15 protein-coding genes and 1 pseudogene are annotated in these 19,317 nt (G+C 69.3%); 9 read left to right on the forward strand and 7 right to left on the reverse strand.

Features of this window, described 5'->3' with window-relative positions; genetic code table 11:
- The first annotated feature begins 78 nt into the window (after window positions 1-78).
- From AC3WT6_RS00595 to AC3WT6_RS00615, 5 genes are all read left to right on the forward strand, one after another.
- Entirely contained in the window at window positions 79-1,563 is a 1,485-nt protein-coding gene (locus AC3WT6_RS00595; protein WP_492651605.1) for an acyl-CoA dehydrogenase domain-containing protein, read from the forward strand.
- Window positions 1,560-2,219, forward strand: coding sequence for an SDR family NAD(P)-dependent oxidoreductase (locus AC3WT6_RS00600; protein ID WP_492651606.1), 660 nt, complete (start codon window positions 1,560-1,562; stop codon window positions 2,217-2,219). Before AC3WT6_RS00595 ends, AC3WT6_RS00600 begins: the two co-directional genes overlap by 4 nt.
- Window positions 2,220-2,242: 23 nt before the next feature.
- Window positions 2,243-3,835, forward strand: coding sequence for a glycerol-3-phosphate dehydrogenase/oxidase (locus AC3WT6_RS00605; RefSeq protein WP_492651607.1), 1,593 nt, complete (start codon window positions 2,243-2,245; stop codon window positions 3,833-3,835).
- A 228-nt stretch (window positions 3,836-4,063) separates the two neighbouring features.
- On the forward strand, window positions 4,064-6,316 hold the full coding sequence (locus AC3WT6_RS00610; RefSeq protein WP_492651608.1) for an alpha/beta hydrolase: 2,253 nt from the start codon (window positions 4,064-4,066) through the stop codon (window positions 6,314-6,316).
- A 20-nt stretch (window positions 6,317-6,336) separates the two neighbouring features.
- Window positions 6,337-8,187: a DUF1302 domain-containing protein gene (locus AC3WT6_RS00615; RefSeq protein WP_492651609.1), complete on the forward strand. Its 1,851-nt coding sequence runs from the start codon at window positions 6,337-6,339 to the stop codon at window positions 8,185-8,187.
- Between the two features lie 147 nt (window positions 8,188-8,334).
- Here the strand turns inward: AC3WT6_RS00615 and AC3WT6_RS00620 are convergent, their stop codons facing one another.
- From AC3WT6_RS00620 to AC3WT6_RS00640, 5 genes and pseudogenes are all read right to left on the reverse strand, one after another.
- Window positions 8,335-8,853, reverse strand: a complete 519-nt coding sequence (locus tag AC3WT6_RS00620) for a metallopeptidase TldD-related protein (RefSeq protein ID WP_492652832.1) — start codon at window positions 8,851-8,853, stop codon at window positions 8,335-8,337.
- A gap of 115 nt (window positions 8,854-8,968) precedes the next feature.
- Window positions 8,969-9,214, reverse strand: a pseudogene (locus AC3WT6_RS00625) (PmbA/TldA family metallopeptidase); the annotation flags it as partial.
- A 57-nt stretch (window positions 9,215-9,271) separates the two neighbouring features.
- Complete coding sequence (locus AC3WT6_RS00630) at window positions 9,272-11,698, reverse strand: DUF4394 domain-containing protein (RefSeq protein WP_492651610.1); 2,427 nt, start codon at window positions 11,696-11,698, stop codon at window positions 9,272-9,274.
- A 221-nt stretch (window positions 11,699-11,919) separates the two neighbouring features.
- Window positions 11,920-13,287, reverse strand: coding sequence for a UDP-N-acetylmuramate:L-alanyl-gamma-D-glutamyl-meso-diaminopimelate ligase (gene mpl / locus AC3WT6_RS00635; RefSeq protein WP_492651611.1), 1,368 nt, complete (start codon window positions 13,285-13,287; stop codon window positions 11,920-11,922).
- 6 nt (window positions 13,288-13,293) lie between these two features.
- On the reverse strand, window positions 13,294-13,926 hold the full coding sequence (locus AC3WT6_RS00640; RefSeq protein WP_492651612.1) for a hypothetical protein: 633 nt from the start codon (window positions 13,924-13,926) through the stop codon (window positions 13,294-13,296).
- A gap of 65 nt (window positions 13,927-13,991) precedes the next feature.
- Between AC3WT6_RS00640 and rnd the strand changes: the two genes are divergently transcribed.
- The gene (rnd, locus tag AC3WT6_RS00645) at window positions 13,992-15,119 is read left to right on the forward strand and encodes a ribonuclease D (RefSeq protein ID WP_492651613.1); all 1,128 of its coding nucleotides are present in this window, start codon (window positions 13,992-13,994) and stop codon (window positions 15,117-15,119) included.
- An 82-nt stretch (window positions 15,120-15,201) separates the two neighbouring features.
- The gene (locus AC3WT6_RS00650) at window positions 15,202-15,501 is read left to right on the forward strand and encodes a DUF6763 family protein (protein WP_492651614.1); all 300 of its coding nucleotides are present in this window, start codon (window positions 15,202-15,204) and stop codon (window positions 15,499-15,501) included.
- Window positions 15,502-15,579: 78 nt separating this feature from the next.
- Here the strand turns inward: AC3WT6_RS00650 and AC3WT6_RS00655 are convergent, their stop codons facing one another.
- Window positions 15,580-16,140 carry an adenylate kinase gene (locus AC3WT6_RS00655; RefSeq protein ID WP_492651615.1) on the reverse strand — a complete coding sequence of 187 codons (561 nt, stop codon included), beginning with the start codon at window positions 16,138-16,140 and terminating at the stop codon, window positions 15,580-15,582.
- 174 nt (window positions 16,141-16,314) lie between these two features.
- On the opposite strand from AC3WT6_RS00655, the gene ppa reads away from it, so the two are divergent.
- A complete protein-coding gene (gene ppa, locus AC3WT6_RS00660; RefSeq protein WP_492651616.1) occupies window positions 16,315-16,845 on the forward strand; it encodes an inorganic diphosphatase in 531 nt (176 codons plus the stop codon).
- Between the two features lie 125 nt (window positions 16,846-16,970).
- Window positions 16,971-18,257 carry a phosphoribosylamine--glycine ligase gene (gene purD / locus AC3WT6_RS00665; RefSeq protein WP_492651617.1) on the forward strand — a complete coding sequence of 429 codons (1,287 nt, stop codon included), beginning with the start codon at window positions 16,971-16,973 and terminating at the stop codon, window positions 18,255-18,257.
- A 54-nt stretch (window positions 18,258-18,311) separates the two neighbouring features.
- On the opposite strand, the gene AC3WT6_RS00670 is transcribed toward purD, so the two are convergent.
- Window positions 18,312-19,307 (reverse strand): FAD:protein FMN transferase, encoded by a 996-nt coding sequence (locus AC3WT6_RS00670; RefSeq protein ID WP_492651618.1) that lies wholly within the window; start codon window positions 19,305-19,307, stop codon window positions 18,312-18,314.
- Window positions 19,308-19,317: the final 10 nt, after the last annotated feature.

Below are 19,317 nucleotides of genomic sequence, written 5' to 3' on the forward strand. Positions count from 1 at the left end.
GGCGTTGATCGGCGACAATACCTAACGACCGCAGTTTACGGCTTACGGCCCCGCCCACAGAGTCCAGCACCTCTAGAAATGTTCTGGCTGATCGTCTTCCTTAGCCTTGCTGGCGTGCTCGCCTACCGGGCCGTGCCACTGCCGACCGCCACCGGCCTGCTCGGGGTAACGGTGCTGCTCTACGGCTGGCTGGGCGAGTCTTCCGGCCGCTTCGTGCTGCTGCTGCTGTTCTATCTGCTGCTGTTCGTGCCGCTCAACCTGCCGGCCCTGCGGCAGGAATGGATCAGCCGGCCGCTGCTGGATCGCCTGCTGTCCCGGCTGCCGGCGGCGATGCCACACAACGGCCCCGGCCCGGCGGCTGGCCTGCTGGAGGGCCAGTGGGAGCTGCGCCTGCCAGCCTCGCCGGCGCTGCCGGCCGCCGATGCCGAACTACGCATCGAGGCGCTGGGCGCGGCCCTGGCGCAGCGTCTGCGCCAGCCCTGCCGGCCGCTGAGCACCCAGCCAGAGCAGGCCGAGATCGCGGCCCTGCTCTACAGCAGTGCGGCCCTGACCCACCACGAGCCGCGCCTGCTCAGCGATGGCCTGGACTGCAGCGCCGAGCGCCTGCGCGCCGCCCAGGCCTGGCCGCTGGCCCAGGCCGCCTGCGCGCTGCGCGGCCGCGCGCCCGAGGCCAGCCTGGACTGGACCGCCGCCGCCAGCGCCGATATTGCCGGCCTCGCCGAGCGCTGCGCCCAGGCGCACGGCCCCAGCGTCGCGCTCTGGTCGGCGGCGCGCGAGGCGGCACCGGCGCAGCGGCTGATCCGCTTTGACGAAGCCTTCTGGCAGTTTGTCGGCCACACGCTCAGCCAACTGACCCGCGCTCTGGTCGGTGGCTTAAGCCTGGGCCTGCTGATCCCGGCGCCGGGTGAGGAAGATCGGCGCCGTGACCGCCAGCGCGCCGGCCTGGCCAGCAGCCGGCTGGCGGTGCTCGCCGACCTGCGCCTGGCCCTGCAGCTCGCCGACCGACTGCCACCCGGCTTCGACGCCGCCTATGCACAGGCCGCCCTGCAGCTGGCTGGCCTGCATGCAGCGCTGGCCTGGCACGAGAGTGCGCGCTCGCCCCAGCTCGAGCGGCCGCTGCTGCGGGTGTTGAGCCGCCAGCAGCACTGCCGTCTGGAACAAAGCCTGACCGCGGCGGTGCGCAGCCTGCCGCAAGCCCTGCTGCGACCGCTGCTGCTGTGGCTGGTCCTGCCGCCCGGCAGTCGGAGTGTCGAGGCCAGCGCCGCCGAAACCCAGGCGGCGGCGCTGGCCCTGCTGCGTGAGCCGATGCTGCGCGCGCGCCTGCTCAGCGGGTTGCCGGCACACCCCGGCCTGCAAGCCCTGGAGGAGCGTATGGTCGCGCTCCAGCAACTGGAGCCCAGCCTGCGCCGCCTGCAACTGGCCCAGATGGAGCCGGCCCCGGCCGACGAGGCGGCGCGCATCGCCAGCGCCGAGCGCCTGGGGCTGCTTTCCGGAGCCGAGGCCGGCATCCTCCGGGAAGCCCTGGACTTTGCCCACACCCAACTGAACCCGGATCGCTCATGAACGAATCCTGCATCGTGGTCGGCGCCGGTCGCGGCATCGGTCAGGCCTGCGCCCTGGCCTTTGCCCGCGAGGGCTATAACATCGCCCTGGTGGCGCGCCGGCCAGAGCGGCTGGTGGCGCAGACCACCGAGATCGCCTGGACCACCGGCCGCGAGGCGCGCGCCTACGGTGCCGATGCCAGCGATGCCGAGGCCTTGCGCAGCACCCTGCGTGCGGCCCAGCTCGAACTCGGGCCGGCACGGGTACTGATCTACAACGTCGCCGACGTACAGCGCGCACGCCCCAGCGCGCTCGATGTCGAACAGCTGGTGCGCGAGTTCCGCGCCAACGTCGCCGGCGCCCTGGTCTGCGTGCAGGCGCTGGCCCCGGAGATGCGGGTGCGCGGCGGCGGCAGCCTGCTGTTCACCGGCGGCGGCATCGCCGACCAGCCATCCACCGACTTCGCCTCGCTGTCGCTGGGAAAGGCGGCGCTGCGCAACCTCACCCAGACGCTGGCGCAGGATCTCGGCGTCAGTGGCATCCACGTCGCCACCGTGACCGTGCACGGCTTCGTGCAGCCGGGCACCCATTTCGATCCGCACCTGATCGCCCAGAGCTTCATCAAGCTGCACCGGCAGCCGCGCGGGCGCTTCGACATCGAACTGGTGTACCGCTAAACCCTTTCCGCAGACCCGACACCATGCCCGCTGCCTTTCCGCTGGTCCGCAATCTCGCCGACCTGAAGTCCGGCCGTTTCGACCTCCTGGTGATCGGCGGCGGCATCTACGGCGCCTGGACCGCCTACGACGCGGCGCTGCGCGGGCTCAGAGTGGCACTGGTGGAGAAAAACGACTGGGGCTGCGGCACCTCGCAGTCGTCCTCGAAGCTGATCCACGGTGGTCTGCGCTACCTGGAGCACTACGAATTCAAGCTGGTGCGCCACGCGCTGGCCGAGCGGCGGGTGCTGTCGGAAATCGCACCGCATCTGGTGCGACCACTCAACTTCCGGGTGCCGGTCTGGGCGCATTCGCGGGTCGGCCGTCTGCAGCTGCTGGCCGGGCTGACGCTCTACGACTTTCTCGCCACCGGCAAACAGCCGGTGCCGCGCTACAAGTCCTTCGGCCGCGCGCAGATGCTCGCCGACCATCCCTACCTGGCCGCCGAGGATCTGAAGGGCGGCCTGCGCTATGGCGACTGCCAGGAAGACGATGCGCGCATGACCATGGTGGTGGTGGCCGCTGCACAGGCCGCTGGCGCGGTCTGCGCCAACGGCGTCGCCGCCGAGGCGCTGCTGGAGCAGGACGGGCGCATCCGCGGCGCCCGCCTGGTCGATGGCGACAACGGCGAGCGTTTCGATCTGGAAGCCGGGGTCACCGTGAACGCCGCCGGACCCTGGGCGGCCGCGCTCAGTACCGCCGCCCTGGGCGCCGACGCGCCGAAGGTGAAGCTGGTCAAGGGCATTCATCTGGTGCTGCCGGCGATCGCCGGCCTGGAGGACGCCTTCCTGCTCACCGCGCCGCAGGACGGCCGGGTGTTCTTCGTGATTCCCTGGCAGGGGCGCACCCTGGTCGGCACCACCGAATCGGCCATCGCCGATCCGGCACAGGCGCAGGTGACCGAAGCCGAGACCCGTTATCTGCTGGATGCGGTGAACGCCCTGCTGCCCGGCCTGGGCTGGAGCGAGGACGACGTGCTCGGCGCCTTCGCCGGCGCCCGCACCCTGCAGGCGGAAGAAGCCGAAAGCCTGTCGGCGCAGACCCGCGAGTTCCTGGTCAGCCAGCCGCGTCCGGGCTTGATCTGGCCGATCGGCGGCAAGTACACCACCGGCCGCTGCGACGCGGCGGAAATCGTCGACCACGTACTGACCATGCTCGGGCGCCCGCACCGGGAAAGCCTGACCCACCGCTACCCGCTGCCTGGCGCACCGGGCGGCCTGCACGAGGACTCGGCCAGGCATTCCGCCCTGCTCGGCGATTTCACCGGCTGGCAGGCCGAGGCGATGTCGGCGCTGCGCGAGCGTGGCCTGGCGGAAGACATTGCCCGCTCCCTAAGCCTGCGCCACGGCACCCGGGTGGCGCGCGTGCTGGCGCTGTTGGAAGAGCAGCCCGCCTGGTCGGCGCGGCTGCTACCGGATGCGCCGTTCATCGAGGCCGAGGTAGTTCTGGCGGTACGCGAAGAGGGCGCGCGGCAGCTGGAAGACGTGATCCGCCGGCGCCTGCCGCTGCGCCTGATTGCCCGGCCAGGGGCCTGGGTCGAGCGTGTGCAGGCGCTGATCGCCACCGCCGGCCACTAGCCTTCGTTCTACCGCCGATCTGCCTCAGGCCGCCGCCGGTCCTAAAGCTGACGCACAGGTCACCGACCAACTGACCAGCGGTACATTTTGGTGCGTGCCAGCGGTTCAAGGCCCGCTGGTTGTGCATCCGCACAATCCCGAGACTCCTAAAAGTGCAGTGCTCGCCGCCGTCTTCGCGGTGGGCGCGCCATAACAAGGCCGGCTGGACCGGTGCGAAAGGAGATTTCCATGCGAGTGACAAGGTTTGCGCGATGCGCGGGGTACGCGCTGGCCCTGGCGCTATTGAGCGCCTGCGGCGGCGGCAATGGCAACCAGAACCAGCTTTCCGGCGATTCCGGCGATACGCCGCAGACCTTCGACTCGATGGTGCTGTTCGACCCGATCCCGATCAAGTCCACCGATAGCGCCACCGTGCCGTTTCCCTTCGACGGCTTCTTCTCCGGCTTCAAGGACCCGACGCTGAACATCCCCAACGGCTCCAACGCGCCGTTCGTGACCGCGGCGAACCTGCAGGACGGTTTCTCGACCACCGCCTCGCTGTTTCTGGACATCCTCGGCTTCGTCGACTTTGCCTCGGTGAGCCAGAACCTGTTGATCGTCAACAGCGCCACCGGCCAGCTGCTGCAGGCCGGCGTGGATTTCACCATCCAGCCCTCGCCCGCGAAGGACGGTACCGGCCTGCCGATCAGCTCCCAGCGCTCGCGCGTACTGATCGAACCGCTGCGGCCGCTGGCGCCCTCGACCCGCTACCTGGTGGCGCTCAAGAACGGCGTCAAGACCACCCAGGGCAAGGGCGTGTTCGCCAGCCCGCAGTTCCGGGTCGCCCGCTCGGGCACGCCGGTCTCGCAGCAGACCGAACCCATCCTTGCCAGCTATAGCAGCGCACAGAAAGCCGGCCTGGAGCAGCTGCGCAGCCAGCTGATCCGCCCGGTGGTCGCCGCCTTCGGCCAGCTCGCCGGCGTCCCCGAAGATCAGATCGTGCTGGCCTGGAGCTTCACCACCCAGTCCACCGAAAAAACCCTGAAGGCGCTGGCCGCTGCGGCGACCGCCAGCACCATCGCCGTGCAGAATACCGGGCAGAACACCTCGGCGATCGGCGCCCCGCCGGTGGCCGACATCTACGCCGGCATCGTCGCGGTGCCTTACTACCTGCCCAACAGTGGCGGTAGCGCGCAGTCCACCGCACCGTTGACCGGCTACTGGGCCGCCGACCCGACCAAGCCTGATCTCGCGGCGAGCTTCCTCGGCCAGGTGCCCTGTGGCGCCTTCGCCAGCGGTGCCACCCTGCCCGACGGTCAGACCGCCACCCCCAGCGTCTCGACCACCGTCTGCTATCCGCTGCCGGTCAAGAAGAGCGACGAAACCCTGCCCCTGCTGGTGGCGGTACCCAATGCCAACAGCGGCCAGAGCAAGCCGGAAGGCGGCTGGCCGGTGGTGATTTTCCAGCACGGCATTACCGGCAATCGCACCCAGATGCTGGCCATCGCACCGGCGCTCGCCGCCGCCGGCTTCGTCACCGTCGCCATCGACCTGCCGCTGCACGGCCTGGCATCGAGCAGCCCCTTCTACCGCAACCAGCTGTTCGCCGGCTCGCCGGCGGCCGGGCTGATGACCGGGGAGCGCACGTTTGATCTCGACCTGGTCAGCAACACCAGCGGTGCGGCAGGCCCCGACGGCGTCACCGACAGCAGCGGCACGCACTTCATCAACCTCAGCAGCCTGATCACCAGCCGCGACAACCTGCGGCAGGCGAGCTCGGACCTGCTGACGCTGACGAAGTCAGTGGTCAATCTGGACCTCGATCACGACGGCACGCCGGACATCGACGGCAGCCAACTGCGCTTCGTCGGCCACTCGCTGGGCGGCATCGTCGGTGGCAGTTTCCTGGGCGTGGATACCTCGGTGGGCGCCGCCACCCTGGCGATGCCCGGTGGTGGCATCGCCAAGCTGCTTGATGCCTCCAAGGCCTTCGGCCCACGCATCTCCGCCGGACTGGCAGCGAGCGGCGTGGTGGAAGGGACCGATACCTACGAGACCTTCCTGCGTTTCGCGCAGATGCTGGTGGACTCGGCCGATCCGCTCAACTTCGCCGCCAGCGCCAAGGCCAATCATCCACTGCACTTGATCGAGGTGCTGGGCGACACCGTGGTGCCCAATGCCGCCAATGCCGGCGCCGCCAGCGCCAGCAACGACCTGGTGACCATCACCGGCTACCTGTCCGGCACCGATCCGCTGATCGCCACCCTGGGCCTGGATGTGGTCGGCCCGCTGACCCCGCCGCTGACCAGCACCACGCTCAAGACCGGCGCCAAGCTGGCGGTGGCGACGCTGTTCACCACCGGCAACCACGGTTCCATCCTTGATCCCAGCGGGTCTGACATCAACGCCGCCACCACCCAGGAAATGCAGCGGCAGACCGCCAACTTCCTGAAGAGCAACGGCACCTGCCTGCCCACCGGCGGCAACTGCAGCGCCGATTAATGAATCGAGGAGATCAGATCATGCACAAGCACAACCAGCTCACGGCGCGTCGGCGGCAAGCCCTGCGCCATGCCTTCACGCTCACTGCCGTGGCCTTGGCGCTGATGGCCAGCCGCAACAGCCAGGCGCTCGACTACGACTGGCAGGGCGTCCACGCCCAGCTCGACAGCAAGGTCACCGTCTACAGCCAGTGGCGCGCCGAGCAGCGCGACCCCAATCTGATCGGCATCGCCAACGGCGGCAAGGCCTATTCCACCAACGGCGACGACGGCAACCTCGCGGCCGACGATGGTGACGTGGTGTCGAGCGGCATCAAGCTCACCTCCGACCTCTCGCTCACCTATGGCGACTACGGCCTGTTCACCCGCGGCAACTTCGGCTGGAACCCGACCCTGGCCTATGGCGACCGCTTCGATCCGGCCGACTACGACGACAGCCGCACCACCCGCGGCTATACCCAGGCCGACCGTGAGCGGAAGGAAAGTGATGTCGCCGCCCACGTCGGCCGCTACGCCGAACTGCTGGATCTCTACGCCTACACCACCCAGCAGATCGCCAACCGTTCGCTGTCCCTGCGCGTCGGTCGCCAGGTGGTGAACTGGGGCGAGAGCACCCTGGTGCTGCACGGCCTGAACAGCCTGCTGGCGTTTGACGCCAACCGCCTGCGGGTACCGGGCTTCGAGCTGGACGAGGTGATCATCCCGACCAACCAGGTCTGGGCCTCGATGAGCGTCGCCGACAACGTCAATCTGGAGGCCTTCTACCAGCTGCGCTGGGAGCGGACCATCATCGACGCCTCCGGCACCTATCTGTCGACCAATGACTTCGCCGGCATCGGCGGCACCGCCGCCAATCTCGGCTTCGGCCGCGCCGACGAGAACACCGTGGCGGGCACGCCTTGCAGCGCCCCACCGTTCCCGGGCAATCAGTGCGTGCCGGTAGGCAGCTATGTGCCGCGCGCCGCCGACGTCACTCCGGAGAACCAGGGCCAGTACGGCGCAGCGCTGCGCTTCAACATCGCCGCGCTCAACGACATGGAACTGGCCTTCTACGGTGCCAACTACCACTCGCGGCTGCCGCTGTACTCCGGCACCTCGCGCGCCGGCGCCGGGCTCACGCCCGCCACCACGGCGAGCTATTTCAGCGAATACCCGAAGGACATCAAGCTCTACGGCCTGTCGTTCAACACCACCATTCCCTGGGATCTGTCGATCCAGGGTGAGTACAGCTACAAGCAGGGCCAGCCTCTGCAGATCGACGACGTCGAGCTGCTGCTGGCCGGCCTGGGCGCGCCCAGCCAGCTCAATCCGGTGGCCGGCGCGACCCTGGGCGGCCAATACCTGCGCGGCTGGCGCCGCAAGGACGTGAGCCAGGTGGACGTCGGCCTGACTCGCTTGTTCGGCCCCTCCAACCTGCTCAAGAGCGACCAGACCATCGCCGTGCTGGAAATGGCGGTCAGCCATGTGCATGACATGGAGGCTCAAAGCGTGCTGCGCTACGACGGGCCGGGCACTTACACGCCGGGCGACGCCGCCACTGCCGCCAGCCAGGGCGTGCCGCAGCAGGTGAGCGGCTATGCCACCGCGACCAGCTATGGCTACAAGCTACTGATGCGCTTCGACTACAACAACGCCATCGGCCCCATCGCGCTGAAGCCCACCCTGCGCTGGGACCACGACCTGCACGGCATCAGTCCGACTCCGGTCGGCAACTTTGTCGCTGGTCGGCGCCAGCTGACCGCCAGTCTGGGCTTTACGTATTTGTCCGGGCTTTCCGGCGAAATTGGCTACACGCTCTACATGGGTGCGGGGCAGCAGAACCTGCTCCGGGATCGCGACAACATCGAGGCCGCGATCAAGTACGCCTTCTGAGAGCAACAGCTCCAAGCGCTCACTCTTCTTCCCTCCCCTTGAGTGTGAGCGAATTCGGCCAGGCCCAAACAGCCTGGCCTTTTTTTTGGGAGAAATGCGGCGTAGTTGGAGGCGACCCGGATCGCCGGAAATCGGCCTTGCTCATCATCAGAACCCGATCGCCAGACCGCGCCTCGGCGGCGATCGCCGCGACCAGCGCGGCCAGATCGGCATGCGCCGCCAGGATGCGTGCCCTGGGCGCCGCGAACAATCGCCGGCAACGGCGTTGACGCCCTGCCCCATCAGGCCGGTGACCAGAAGCCCGGTGCCCATCCCCTTGAACAGCGCCTCGAAGCCCAGCGGGCCGGGGGGCGCCAGCACGGTGTAGGCGTCGCTGGCCTTGCCGATGCTGACTTGGCCGAGCTTGCGGGCGGCGGCAGGGCGGCCGGCTTCGGCGCCGATCACTTCCGGGCTCCAGAGGTCACCGGGCGCACGAGCGCTGCTGTAGTGATGGCCGGTCTGCATGTCCTCGCCGGCGCGGGCGATCACGCCGCAGGAGACCGAGTGATCGCTGGAGCGGCGGTGGCCGATGAACCCATGGGTATTGGCGTAGACGCCCACGCCCTCGCGGCTGTCGACGCCGGCGCCGGGGCCGGTGGAGATCGAGCTCCGGCAGGCTTGCGGGATCGGCCATCAGCGCGGCGTCGGCCAGACCCAGGCAGGGATCCTCGCCAGCGGCGCGGGCAATGTCGCAGGCTGCCTGCACGCTGTCGCGCAAGCCGGCGTCGGAAAGATCGGCGGTGCTGGCCGCGCCCATGCGGTGGCCGAAGTAGACGGTCAGATTGAGATCGCGGTCGCGCTGGAACTCCACCGACTCCAGTTCGCGCATGCGCACGTTGACGGTGAGCGCGCGGCTGGTGGAAACACTCACTTCCGCCTGCGTGGCGCCGGCCCGGCCGGCGGCTTCCAGGGCGCGGACGGCCCAGGCTTCAAGTTCGGTGGCGGCGGGTAGCGACATGGGGGGCTCGCAAAGGCAGGCCGCATGCATGCCGCAATCCGCCACAAAAAAGGGCCGGCAGAGCCGGCCCGAAGTACAACGCTCACCTCACTTCAATTGGATTGCGATGCCACGGATGGCTTCGTCGCCGGCGGTGGTGATGTCGCCAATGCGGGTCGCGGTGCCGGCGCTCAGGCTCAGCCGGTACAGGCCGGAGACGCCGCCGGCGGTCGGCTGCAGGGCCGCGAGGGCGAAACCGTTGTGGCCACCGGCGAGGTCGAGATCACCGATGGCACTCACGTCCACACCCAGGCCGGCGCCGACCGTGGTCAGCGCGCCGTCGTTGGGGGCGGTGGTGGTCTGCAAGGTATCGGTGCTGCCGCCCTCGGCCAGGTAGTACAGCTTGGTGGCGGCGGCGCTGCCGAAGCTGTTGCTGTAGCCGGCGCCGAACACGTTGGCGGTGCTCAGGTTGCCGTCGACCGTGGTCGCGCCGGTTTCCGGGTTGATCCGCAGGTTCTGCTGGCCGGCGTTCACCACCCGCAGGCGGTCCGGCAGCGGGTTGAAGTCCACGCCGTGTTCACCGGTGCCAGCGAACGTCAGGCCCGTCGCCGTCAGGCTGGAGACCGCGGTCGCCGCCGCCGTGCTGGTGTTCACCGTGTAGAGCTTGCCGGCGCTGGTCAGCGCCCACAGCTCGTTGTTGCGCGGGCCGACGCTGGGACGGAAGTCGATGCCCAGCACGGTCTCGCCGGCCGGTACGCCGATGGTGCCGATAGCGACCACCGTGCCCGGCGCCGAGGGTGCGAAGCTGACCAGCTTGTTGCCGGTGGTGACGCCATACACCGTCGCGGTCTGTGCGCCGCTGGCCGACAGCGCCAGCACCGGCGCGCCGAAGCTGCCCGCCGAACTCAGCACGCCGTCGGTCAGGCTCAGGCTGTAGAGCGTGCTGCCAGAGGTGACCAGGGCGCCGCCGGTGCTGCCGACGATCTCGAAGGCATTGCTGGCGGCGAGGTCGAAGGCCGCGCCGCCGCTGGTCAGCGCCGCCACCGGCACGACCACGCCGCTGTTGGGGTTGCCCGGATCGCCAGCGAGGCCGTTGGCGGGATCGTTGCCGACGCGCACCAGGGCGTCGCTGCTGCTGTCGAGCGCGTACAGCGTGGTGGCCAGCGAGGCGGCGTTACCGCCCGCCAGGCTGTTGGTGTAGGCCGCGGCGCTAACGCCAGTGCGGCCATCGACACCGCCAGCGGTGGTCAGGCCGGTGTCGGTAGTGGTGGCGCCGGTGTCGACATTGATGCGCAGGTTCTGGCCGCTGTCGGAGACCACGCGCAGGCGGTCCGGCACCGGATTGAAGTCGACGCCGAAGTTGCTGCCTTCGAGGCCGGCGTAGGCGGCGGTGGTATCGGCGGCGTCGGCGGTGAGGGTGGCGACCACGGTGGCAGTGCCGCTGCTGGCCAGGCTGTAGAGCTTGCCGGTGCTGCCGGTCTGGGTCAGCAGGTAGAGCTGGCCGTTGGCCGGGCGGGTGTCGCCGCCGACGATGATCTCGCCGGCGCCGATGCCGGTGATCGCCACCGAGCTGCAGGCCTTGGCCGGCGAGCCGCTGGGCGCGCGGTTGAAGCTGACCAGGCTGGGCGCGGCGCCGCCGAGCACCGCCAGGGTGTTGCCGGGCTGGAGCGCGGGGGTGGCACCGGTGGCCGGCAGCTTGGCGACCAGGCCGACCACGGTGCTACCGGTCGGCACCGCGAGGCTGCCACGGCTGGTGGCGGCGCCGGTCGCGGGATCGATCTCGTAGTAGCCGTAGGCACCGCCGACCTTTAGGGCGGCGACCAGGCTGTTGCCACTGGCGCTGGTGCGCACGTCAAAGCCGCTGTCGGCATCGGCGGCGACACCCAGGCTGCCGACCGCGCGCGGCGTCGCGGCATTGGTCGCCAGGCCGTTGGGGGCGGCGGACAGGAACAACTGGCTGCCGCTCAGATAGTAGAGATCGGTCTGGCAGGCGGTCGTAAAGCTGTTGGTGTAGGCCGCCTCGGCGAGGCCGCCGGAGATCGCGCCGTCGACGATGGTGTTGCTGGCGGCGGCAGTGACGTTGATGCGCAGGTTCTGGCCGGTGTCGGAGACCACGCGCAGGCGGTCGGCAACCGGGTTGAAATCGACGCCGAACTTGACGCCGCTCAGTTCGATGGTGGCGCCGCCGGAGGCATTGCTCAGGCTGGCGGCGGTGGCGGCGGTGAGCGCGCCGGTGCCGGTGTCGACGGTGTAGAGCTTGCCCGCCGTGCCGGCCTTGGTCAGCACGTAGAGCAGGCCGTCGGCGGGGCGGAAGTCACCGCCAAGCAGGGTTTCGCCGGCCGGAACCTGCAGCGTCACGCGGTTCTGGCGGCTGGGGTCGGCGGCGGCGAAGCCGAGCAGCTGGTTGCCGCTGGTCAGCACATAGGTGTCGGCAGCCACCGGCGCCAGCGCGGTGCTGTCGTCATTGCTGCAGGCGGCCAGGCCGGCGACCAGCGCCATGGCGGCCAGGGGGAACGGCAGGATCTTGAAGTTCATGAATTTTCCTCGTCAGTGGGGTGACCTGGCGAGTGCCGTCAACACAGGATGGACCCGGTTTGCAGCACCCTATCGACCGCTAGCGCGCAGCAACACACGCCCGAGGGATACGCCCGGTATTCGCCCTGCGGATGCAGGAAATTCACGAAAAATTTTCAGACCCGCCGTCGCCGGAGGGAGGCGGGCGGCGGCGGAACGACAGCCGCCGCCCGGAGCCGGGCCTAGCTGCCCTGGCCCAGTGCGCTCAGCAGGCGGCCGTGGACGCCACCGAAATCGCCATTGCTCATCACCAGCACCTGGTCGCCAGGCCGCGCCTCGGCGACAACGGCGGCGACCAGGGCGGCGAGATCGGCGTGCACCGCCAGCCGCGAGCCGACCGGCGCCAGCGCGGCGGCGGCGTCCCACTTCAGGCTAGGCGGCGCGTAGACGTGACAGCGGTCGGCGCCTTCCAGGCTGTGCGCCAGCTCGTCCTTGTGGGTGCCGAGCCGCATGGTGTTGGAGCGCGGCTCCAGCACCGCCAGGATGCGCGCGCCCGGCGCCCGCTCGCGCAGGGCGGCGAGGGTCACCGCGATAGCGGTGGGATGGTGCGCGAAGTCGTCGTAGACGGTGACGCCACGCGCCTCGCCGAACACTTCCAGCCGGCGCTTGATGCCCTTGAAACTGGCCAGTGCCGCCATCGCCAGCTTGGGATCGACGCCGACATGTTCGGCGGCGGCGATCGCCGCCAGGGCATTGGCGCGGTTGTGGGCACCGGGCATCGCCAGCGTCGCCACGCCCAGCGAGACGCCGGCGCGATAGACCTCGAAGGCGCCGGGCGCGATCGCTGGGCGCGGCTCGGCCTGCCAGCCGTCCGGCGTGCCGAAGCGCTGCACCGTGCTCCAGCAGCCCATCTCCAGCACCCGCGCTAGGTTCGCGTCGCCGCCGTTCACCACCAGGCGGCCTTCACCGGGCACGGTGCGGATCAGGTGGTGGAACTGCTTCTCGATGGCGGCGAGGTTCTCGAAGATGTCGGCGTGGTCGTACTCGAGGTTGTTGAGGATCGCGGTGCGCGGCCGGTAGTGGACGAACTTGCTGCGCTTGTCGAAGAACGCGGTGTCGTACTCGTCGGCCTCGATCACGAAGTACTTCGAATCGCCCAGCCGCGCCGAGATGCCGAAGTTGGCCGGCACACCGCCGATCAGGAAACCCGGCTTCAAACCCGCGTAGTCGAGAATCCAGGCCAGCATCGAGGTGGTGGTGGTCTTGCCATGGGTGCCGGCCACCGCCAGCACGTGGCGGCCACGCAGCACGTTCTCGGCCAGCCACTGCGGGCCGGAGACATAGGGCAGGCCCTGGTTGAGCGCGTATTCCATGGCCGGGAACTTCGCGCCGCGGGTCACCACATTGCCGACCACCACCACGTCCGGTGCCGGCTGCAGATGCTCGGCGGCGTAACCGGACTGCAGGGCGATGCCGAGCTGCTCCAGCTGGGTGGACATCGGCGGCCAGGCATTGGCATCGCTGCCGCTGACCTGATGGCCCGCCTCGCGGGCAATGGCAGCGATGCCGCCCATGAAGGTGCCGCAGATGCCGAGGATGTGCAGGTGCATGGGCTGTTAGACCGGAGGCGTGGCGGTGGGCACGGTCGCCGGCAGGGCGCCGAAGATCGCCAGCAGCGGCATCGCCAGCAGCTGGGCGAACACCACGAAACTGAGCATCACGAACAGGCCGACCAGGGTCAGCAGCACGCTGGCGGTCATCGACAGGTCGGCGGCCAGACGGTTGATGCGCACGCTCACCGCGATGCTCCAGAAGAACAGCAGGTCGGACAGCAGGGCGGCCCAGGCCGGGGCCTCCACCGCCGGCGGCGTGCCCTGGCTGAGCTTGGCCATCGCGTCCGGGTCCTGCATCAGCGCCAGGAACGAGGGCGCCATCGCCTGGAACGGCGGCCACATCGCCAGCGCGAACAGGCTGCCGGCCAGGTACTGGGCGCCCAGGGCCTGGGCCAGGCGGTTTTCCATGCCGCGCGCGCGCAGCAGGCTGCGGGTGAAGAAGGCGAGACCGCCGGCGCCACCGAGCGCGGCGGCCAGGGCCAGCGGCAGGGGCACCAGCGGCGCCATCAGCAGCAGACTGCTGGCCACCGCCATGGCCGCACAGGCCCGGCTCAAGGGGATGGAATAGGGAAAATCCTGCGGCCCGCCACGGAACAGCAGCAGGGCCAGCGTCACGCGGAGGGCGTGGGCAAACATCGATCAAAAGCCGGTAATTGGGTGGCGCGATGCTACCGTATCGGCCTACGCACGACAGCAAGACCATGAGCCATACCCACTGGATCGACACCCCCGCCGGCCTCGCCGCCGCCATCGCCCGCTGGCAGGGCCGCGCCTGGCTGACCGTCGATACCGAATTCCTGCGCATCGACACCTACCGCCCCAAGCTCTGCCTGGTGCAGATCGGCGACGGTGAGGACGCCTGGGTGATCGACGCCATCGCCATCGCCGACTTGGGCCCGCTGTTCGAGCGGCTCAACGATCCCGCGACGGTCAAGGTGTTCCATGCCGCCTCGCAGGATCTGGAGATCTTCAGCCAGCTCACCGGCCGCTGCCCGGCGCCGGTCTACGACACCCAGTTGGCGGCCTCGCTGCTGGGTCTGGGCGATCAGCTAGGCTACGCGGCACTGGTGGAAAAGCGACTGGGCATCGTCATCGACAAGAGCCTGACGCGCACCGACTGGTCGCGGCGGCCGCTGAGCCAGCCGGAGATCGACTACGCCGCCGCCGATGTCACCCATCTGGCGACGCTCTACCCGCCCTTGCACGAGGCGCTGGTCGCCGCCGGCCGCGAGCCCTGGCTGCTGGAAGACGCCCGCCGCATGGAAGACCCGGCCACCTACGAGACCCGCCCCGAGGACGCCTGGAAGCGTCTGCGCGGCCTCGCCCGCCTGGCCCCGATCGGTCAGCAGCTGGCGGCGCGCCTGGCCGGCTGGCGCGAGGCCGAGGCACAGCAGCGCAACCGGCCGCGCGGCTGGATACTCGACGACGAAGCCCTGTACCGCCTGGCCGAACGCCGGCCGAGCAGCCTGGAGGCGATGGCGGCGCTGAAAGTGCTGCCGCCCAAAACTCTGGAGCGCCACGGCAGCCGCCTGCTCGCGCTGCTGGCCGAGCCCCTGCCCGAGCCGGTGCCGGTACTGGCGCAGGACGAACGCCTGGCGCCCGAGCAGAAGCGCCGCCTGCAGCGTCTGCAGGACGCCTGCCGCAAGGCCGCCGAAACCCTGCAGCTGCCGCCAGGCCTGCTGGCACCGCGCGCCGAACTGGAGGCGCTGCTGTTCCAGGGCGCGTCGGCGCCGGTGCGGGTACTGAGCGGCTGGCGGCGCGCGGTGGTAGGCGAAAGCCTGCTGCAAGCCCTGGCCGAGCCTGCGGCAGCCGCACCGCTGGTCACATGACGAAAGGCGGTTGCCGCTCCTGATACCCCGGCGTACAAGGGTTTTGCGGTCGTCTCCTAAGCGCGATCGCAAGGAGCAACAGATGGCCGAATGGTTGCGCGAGGTGTCCGTTGGCGACTGGTATGAGTCGGCCGGGCAGCGCTTTGAGATCGTCGGGGTCGATACCAAGGCCGAGATCGTGCTGGTGCAGTACTACGACGGCGCGCTCGACGAATACGACTTTGACAGCTGGGCCGAGCTGGAAGCCCGCCCCTGCGCCCCGCCGGAAGACCTGAGCGGCGCGCTCGACGCCCAGCGCGAGGATTTTGGCCTGGAGGAACGGGTATCCGCCTCCGGCGAATCCAGCGACCCGGTCGGCTGGCTGGAGTCGCACGGCCTTTAGAGGCTGCTGCTGGTCCACGGCCCACAAAAAAAGCCCGCAACCAGCGGGCTTTTTTCCACCGACGCGGCAGGGAGAGGTCTAGAGCACGCCGAGAATGCGGCTGAAGATGTCTTCCAGCGAGCCCACGCCTTCCACCGTCACCAGCTTGCCCTGCTTGCCGTAGAAATCGAGCAGCGGCTTGGTCTCGGCGTTGTAGACGCCGATGCGGTGGCGGATCACGTCTTCCTTGTCGTCGGCGCGGCCTTCCTTCTCGGCGCGCAGCAGCAGGCGCTTGACGATCTCCTCGTCGTCGACGTGCAGGTGCACGGCCTTGCTGATGCCGTCCTTGCCCAGGCGCTTCAAGATGCCTTCCAGCACCTCGGCCTGCGCGGTATTGCGCGGAAAGCCGTCGAGGATGAAGCCCTTCTGGGCATCGGGCTGGGCCAGACGCTCCTCGACGATGCCGATCACGATCTCGTTGGCAACCAGCTGGCCGGCGTCCATGGTCGCCTTGGCCTTCTTGCCCAACTCAGTGCCGGCGGCCACCGCGGCGCGCAGGGCGTCACCGGTGGAAATCTTCGGGATGCCCAGGTGCGCAACCAGCTTTTCGCCTTGCGTGCCTTTACCGGAGCCGGGCGCGCCTAGCAGAACGATTCTCATGATCTCTCAAGCCTTCTCGAATGGGGGCCAGCGGCTGGCGGCGTGAATTGCCGATCCGTCTGGCCTGTAACAGTACCGTCCGGCGGCAGAGAGCGTCAACGAACGCGGACAGCTCCTTTCGTATAATCCCGGCCCCGAACCTGCTGCTCCACCCACTAAAGAGAGAACACTGCAATGGGATTTGAAGCCCTTGGCCCCGGCGAAAAAGCGCCGAACGAGTTTTACGTCGTCATCGAAATCCCCGCCTACGGCCCGCCGGTGAAGTACGAGGTGGACAAGGAAACCGGCCTGTTGATGGTCGACCGTTTCATGAACGTGGCGATGAGCTACCCGGCCAACTACGGCTACATCCCCAAGACCCTGGCCGGCGACGGCGATCCGGTCGACGTGCTGGTGATCACTCCGCATCCGGTGGTGGCGGGTTCGGTGATCAAGTGCCGCGCGGTCGCCGTGCTCGACACCGAGGACGAGAAGGGCACCGACGCCAAGCTGCTGGCGGTGCCGGTGGACAAGGTCAGCAACGGCGCCTACCCGCATCTGCAGGACCTCGCCGACGTGCCGGAGCGCGTCAAGAACGAGATCCACCACTTCTACAGCTCCTACAAGGCGCTGGAGAAGGGCAAGTGGGTGAAGATCACCGGCTGGCGCGATGCCGCCGGCGCCCGCGGCGAGATCGAGGCCGGCATCAAGGCCTACAAGGGCTAAGACCCGCGCTGTTGCCGCTCGCAAGAAGCCCGCCCGCAAGGCGGGCTTTTTTGTGGCCGGCGGCCGGCCCGGACGATGCCCGTAAAATAGCCGGCCTTCCTTCCTGTTGAAGCCCAACGATTCCCATGAAAGTCCTGGTCATCGGCTCCGGCGGCCGCGAACACGCGCTCGCCTACAAGCTCGCCGCCTCCCCGAAAGTGAGCGAGGTGCTGGTGGCGCCGGGCAATGCCGGCACCGCCCGCGAGGCCGGTTGCCGCAACGTGCCGGTGGCGGCCGACGACATCGCCGGTCTGCTCCGGCTGGCGGCCGACGAGGGCGTGGGCTTCACCGTGGTCGGTCCGGAACTGCCGCTGTCGCTGGGTGTGGTCGATGCCTTCGAGGCGGCCGGCCGGCGCATCTTCGGCCCTAGCAAGGCGGCGGCGCAGTTGGAGGCCAGCAAGGCCTTCACCAAGGGCTTTCTGGAGCGCCACCGCATCCCCACCGCCCAGTACCGGGTGTTTACCGAGGCCGACGCCGCCTGCGCCTATGTGCGCGAGCGCGGCGCCCCCATCGTCATCAAGGCCGACGGCCTCGCCGCCGGCAAGGGCGTGGTGGTAGCGATGACGCTGGCCGAGGCCGAGACCGCGATCCGCGACATGCTCAGCGGCGAGATGCTCGGCAAGGCCGGCGCGCGGGTGGTGATCGAGGACTTCCTCGAAGGCGAGGAGGCCAGCTTCATCGTCGTCGCCGGCAAGAACGGCGAGTACGCGGTGATGGCCTCGGCGCAGGACCACAAGCGGGTCGGCGATGGCGACACCGGCCCCAACACCGGCGGCATGGGCGCCTATTCGCCGGCGCCGGTGGTGACGCCCGAGGTGCATGCCCGCGCCTGCCGCGAGGTGATCGAGCCGACCCTGGCCGGCATGGCTGCCGAGCGCACGCCGTTCAGCGGCTTTCTCTACGCCGGCCTGATGATCGACCAGTCCGGCGCGCCCTACGTGATCGAATTCAATGTGCGCATGGGCGATCCGGAAACCCAGCCGATCCTGATGCGTCTGGACTCCGACCTGCTGGAACTGCTGGAAGCCTCCATCGACAACCGCCTGAGTGAGCATCCGCCGGTGTGGGCGGCCGACGCCACCCTGGGCGTGGTGATGGCCGCCGAGGGCTACCCCGGCCCCATCGCCAAGGGCGATGCGATCCTGGGCCTGGATGCCGACTTCGGCGCCCACGCCAAGGTCTTCCATGCCGGCACCAGCGAGAAGGATGGCGCGGTGGTGAGCACCGGCGGCCGCGTGCTCTGCGTGGTCGGCCGTGGTGCCGACATCCGCGCCGCGCAGGCGGCGGCCTATGCGGCGGTGGCGAAGATTTCCTGGCGCGGCGAGTTCCACCGCAGTGACATCGGCTGGCGCGCGCTGGCGCGCAAGGGCTGAGCCTCCGCCAATGAGCCGCGCCTTGCGGCTGTTTCCTGCTGGCTGCCGGCGTCCTTAAAGCGGACCCAGCCGCTGCAGGCGGAGGCCGGGGCGGGTCCGCAGCTTCTTCTCCATCTCGTGGCTGACCTGCACGCTGCCATCGGCCAGCACCGCCAGCACGCGGCTGATGCCCAGTTCCCGCGCCAGCGCCTGCCAGCCCGAGGGGCCGGCCACGAACAACGCGGCGCCGGCGGCGTCCGCGAGACAACCGTCGCGGTGCACCACCGTCAGGGATTGCAGGCCGTGCACCGGCCAGCCGCTATTTGCGTCGAGCAGATGCGCATAGCGGCGGCCGCCATGCTCGAAATAGCGCTGGTCGTCGGCATGGGTCACTACCGCCTCGTCGCGGGCATTGAGACTGACCAGGGGTAACGCGCCTTCATCCACGGCGCGCGGATCACGAATACCGATTCGCCAGGGGCGATCACCGTTCAGGCCACGGACGCCGACATGGCCGCCGGCATCCACGCTCACCTGCTTGAATCCCAGGCCGACGAGGCGATCCAGAATCAGGTCGACGATATAGCCCTTGCCGATGGCGCCAAAGTCCCAACCCAGGCCCGGCGCCGGGCCATAGTGCTCACCCCCGTCGTAGGCCGGCGCACGTTGGATCGCGGCCAGCAAGCGGGCGATCTCCCCGGCATCCGGCGGCGCTGTCCGAACGCGGGCGGGGTCGTCAAATCCCCATAGCCGCACCAGCGCCGCCAGCCGCGGCTCAAAGCGCCCCTGCGTGGCCTGGTGTATCGACCAGGCCCGGCGGAACAAGGGCAGCAGCGGCGGAGGAATCGTCGCCCGCTCGCCGGCGCTCAGCCGCCGGTTGAAGTCGGCCAGCGCCCCTGGCCCCCAAGCCCAGGCATCACGTCCGAAGGCTATGAGCTGCTGCCGCACTTCTCCGATGGCGATGTCGGCCAGGCTGCTTCGCCCGGCATTGAGCGTGACGGTGATGCTGGTCCCCATCGCCATGAAGCGACGGCGATACGCCCTGGGCGCCAGCAAGCGGCGGAAAAGCATGGCCTGTTGA

The sequence above is a fragment of the Stagnimonas sp. FW305-C-60 genome (assembly GCF_058782965.1).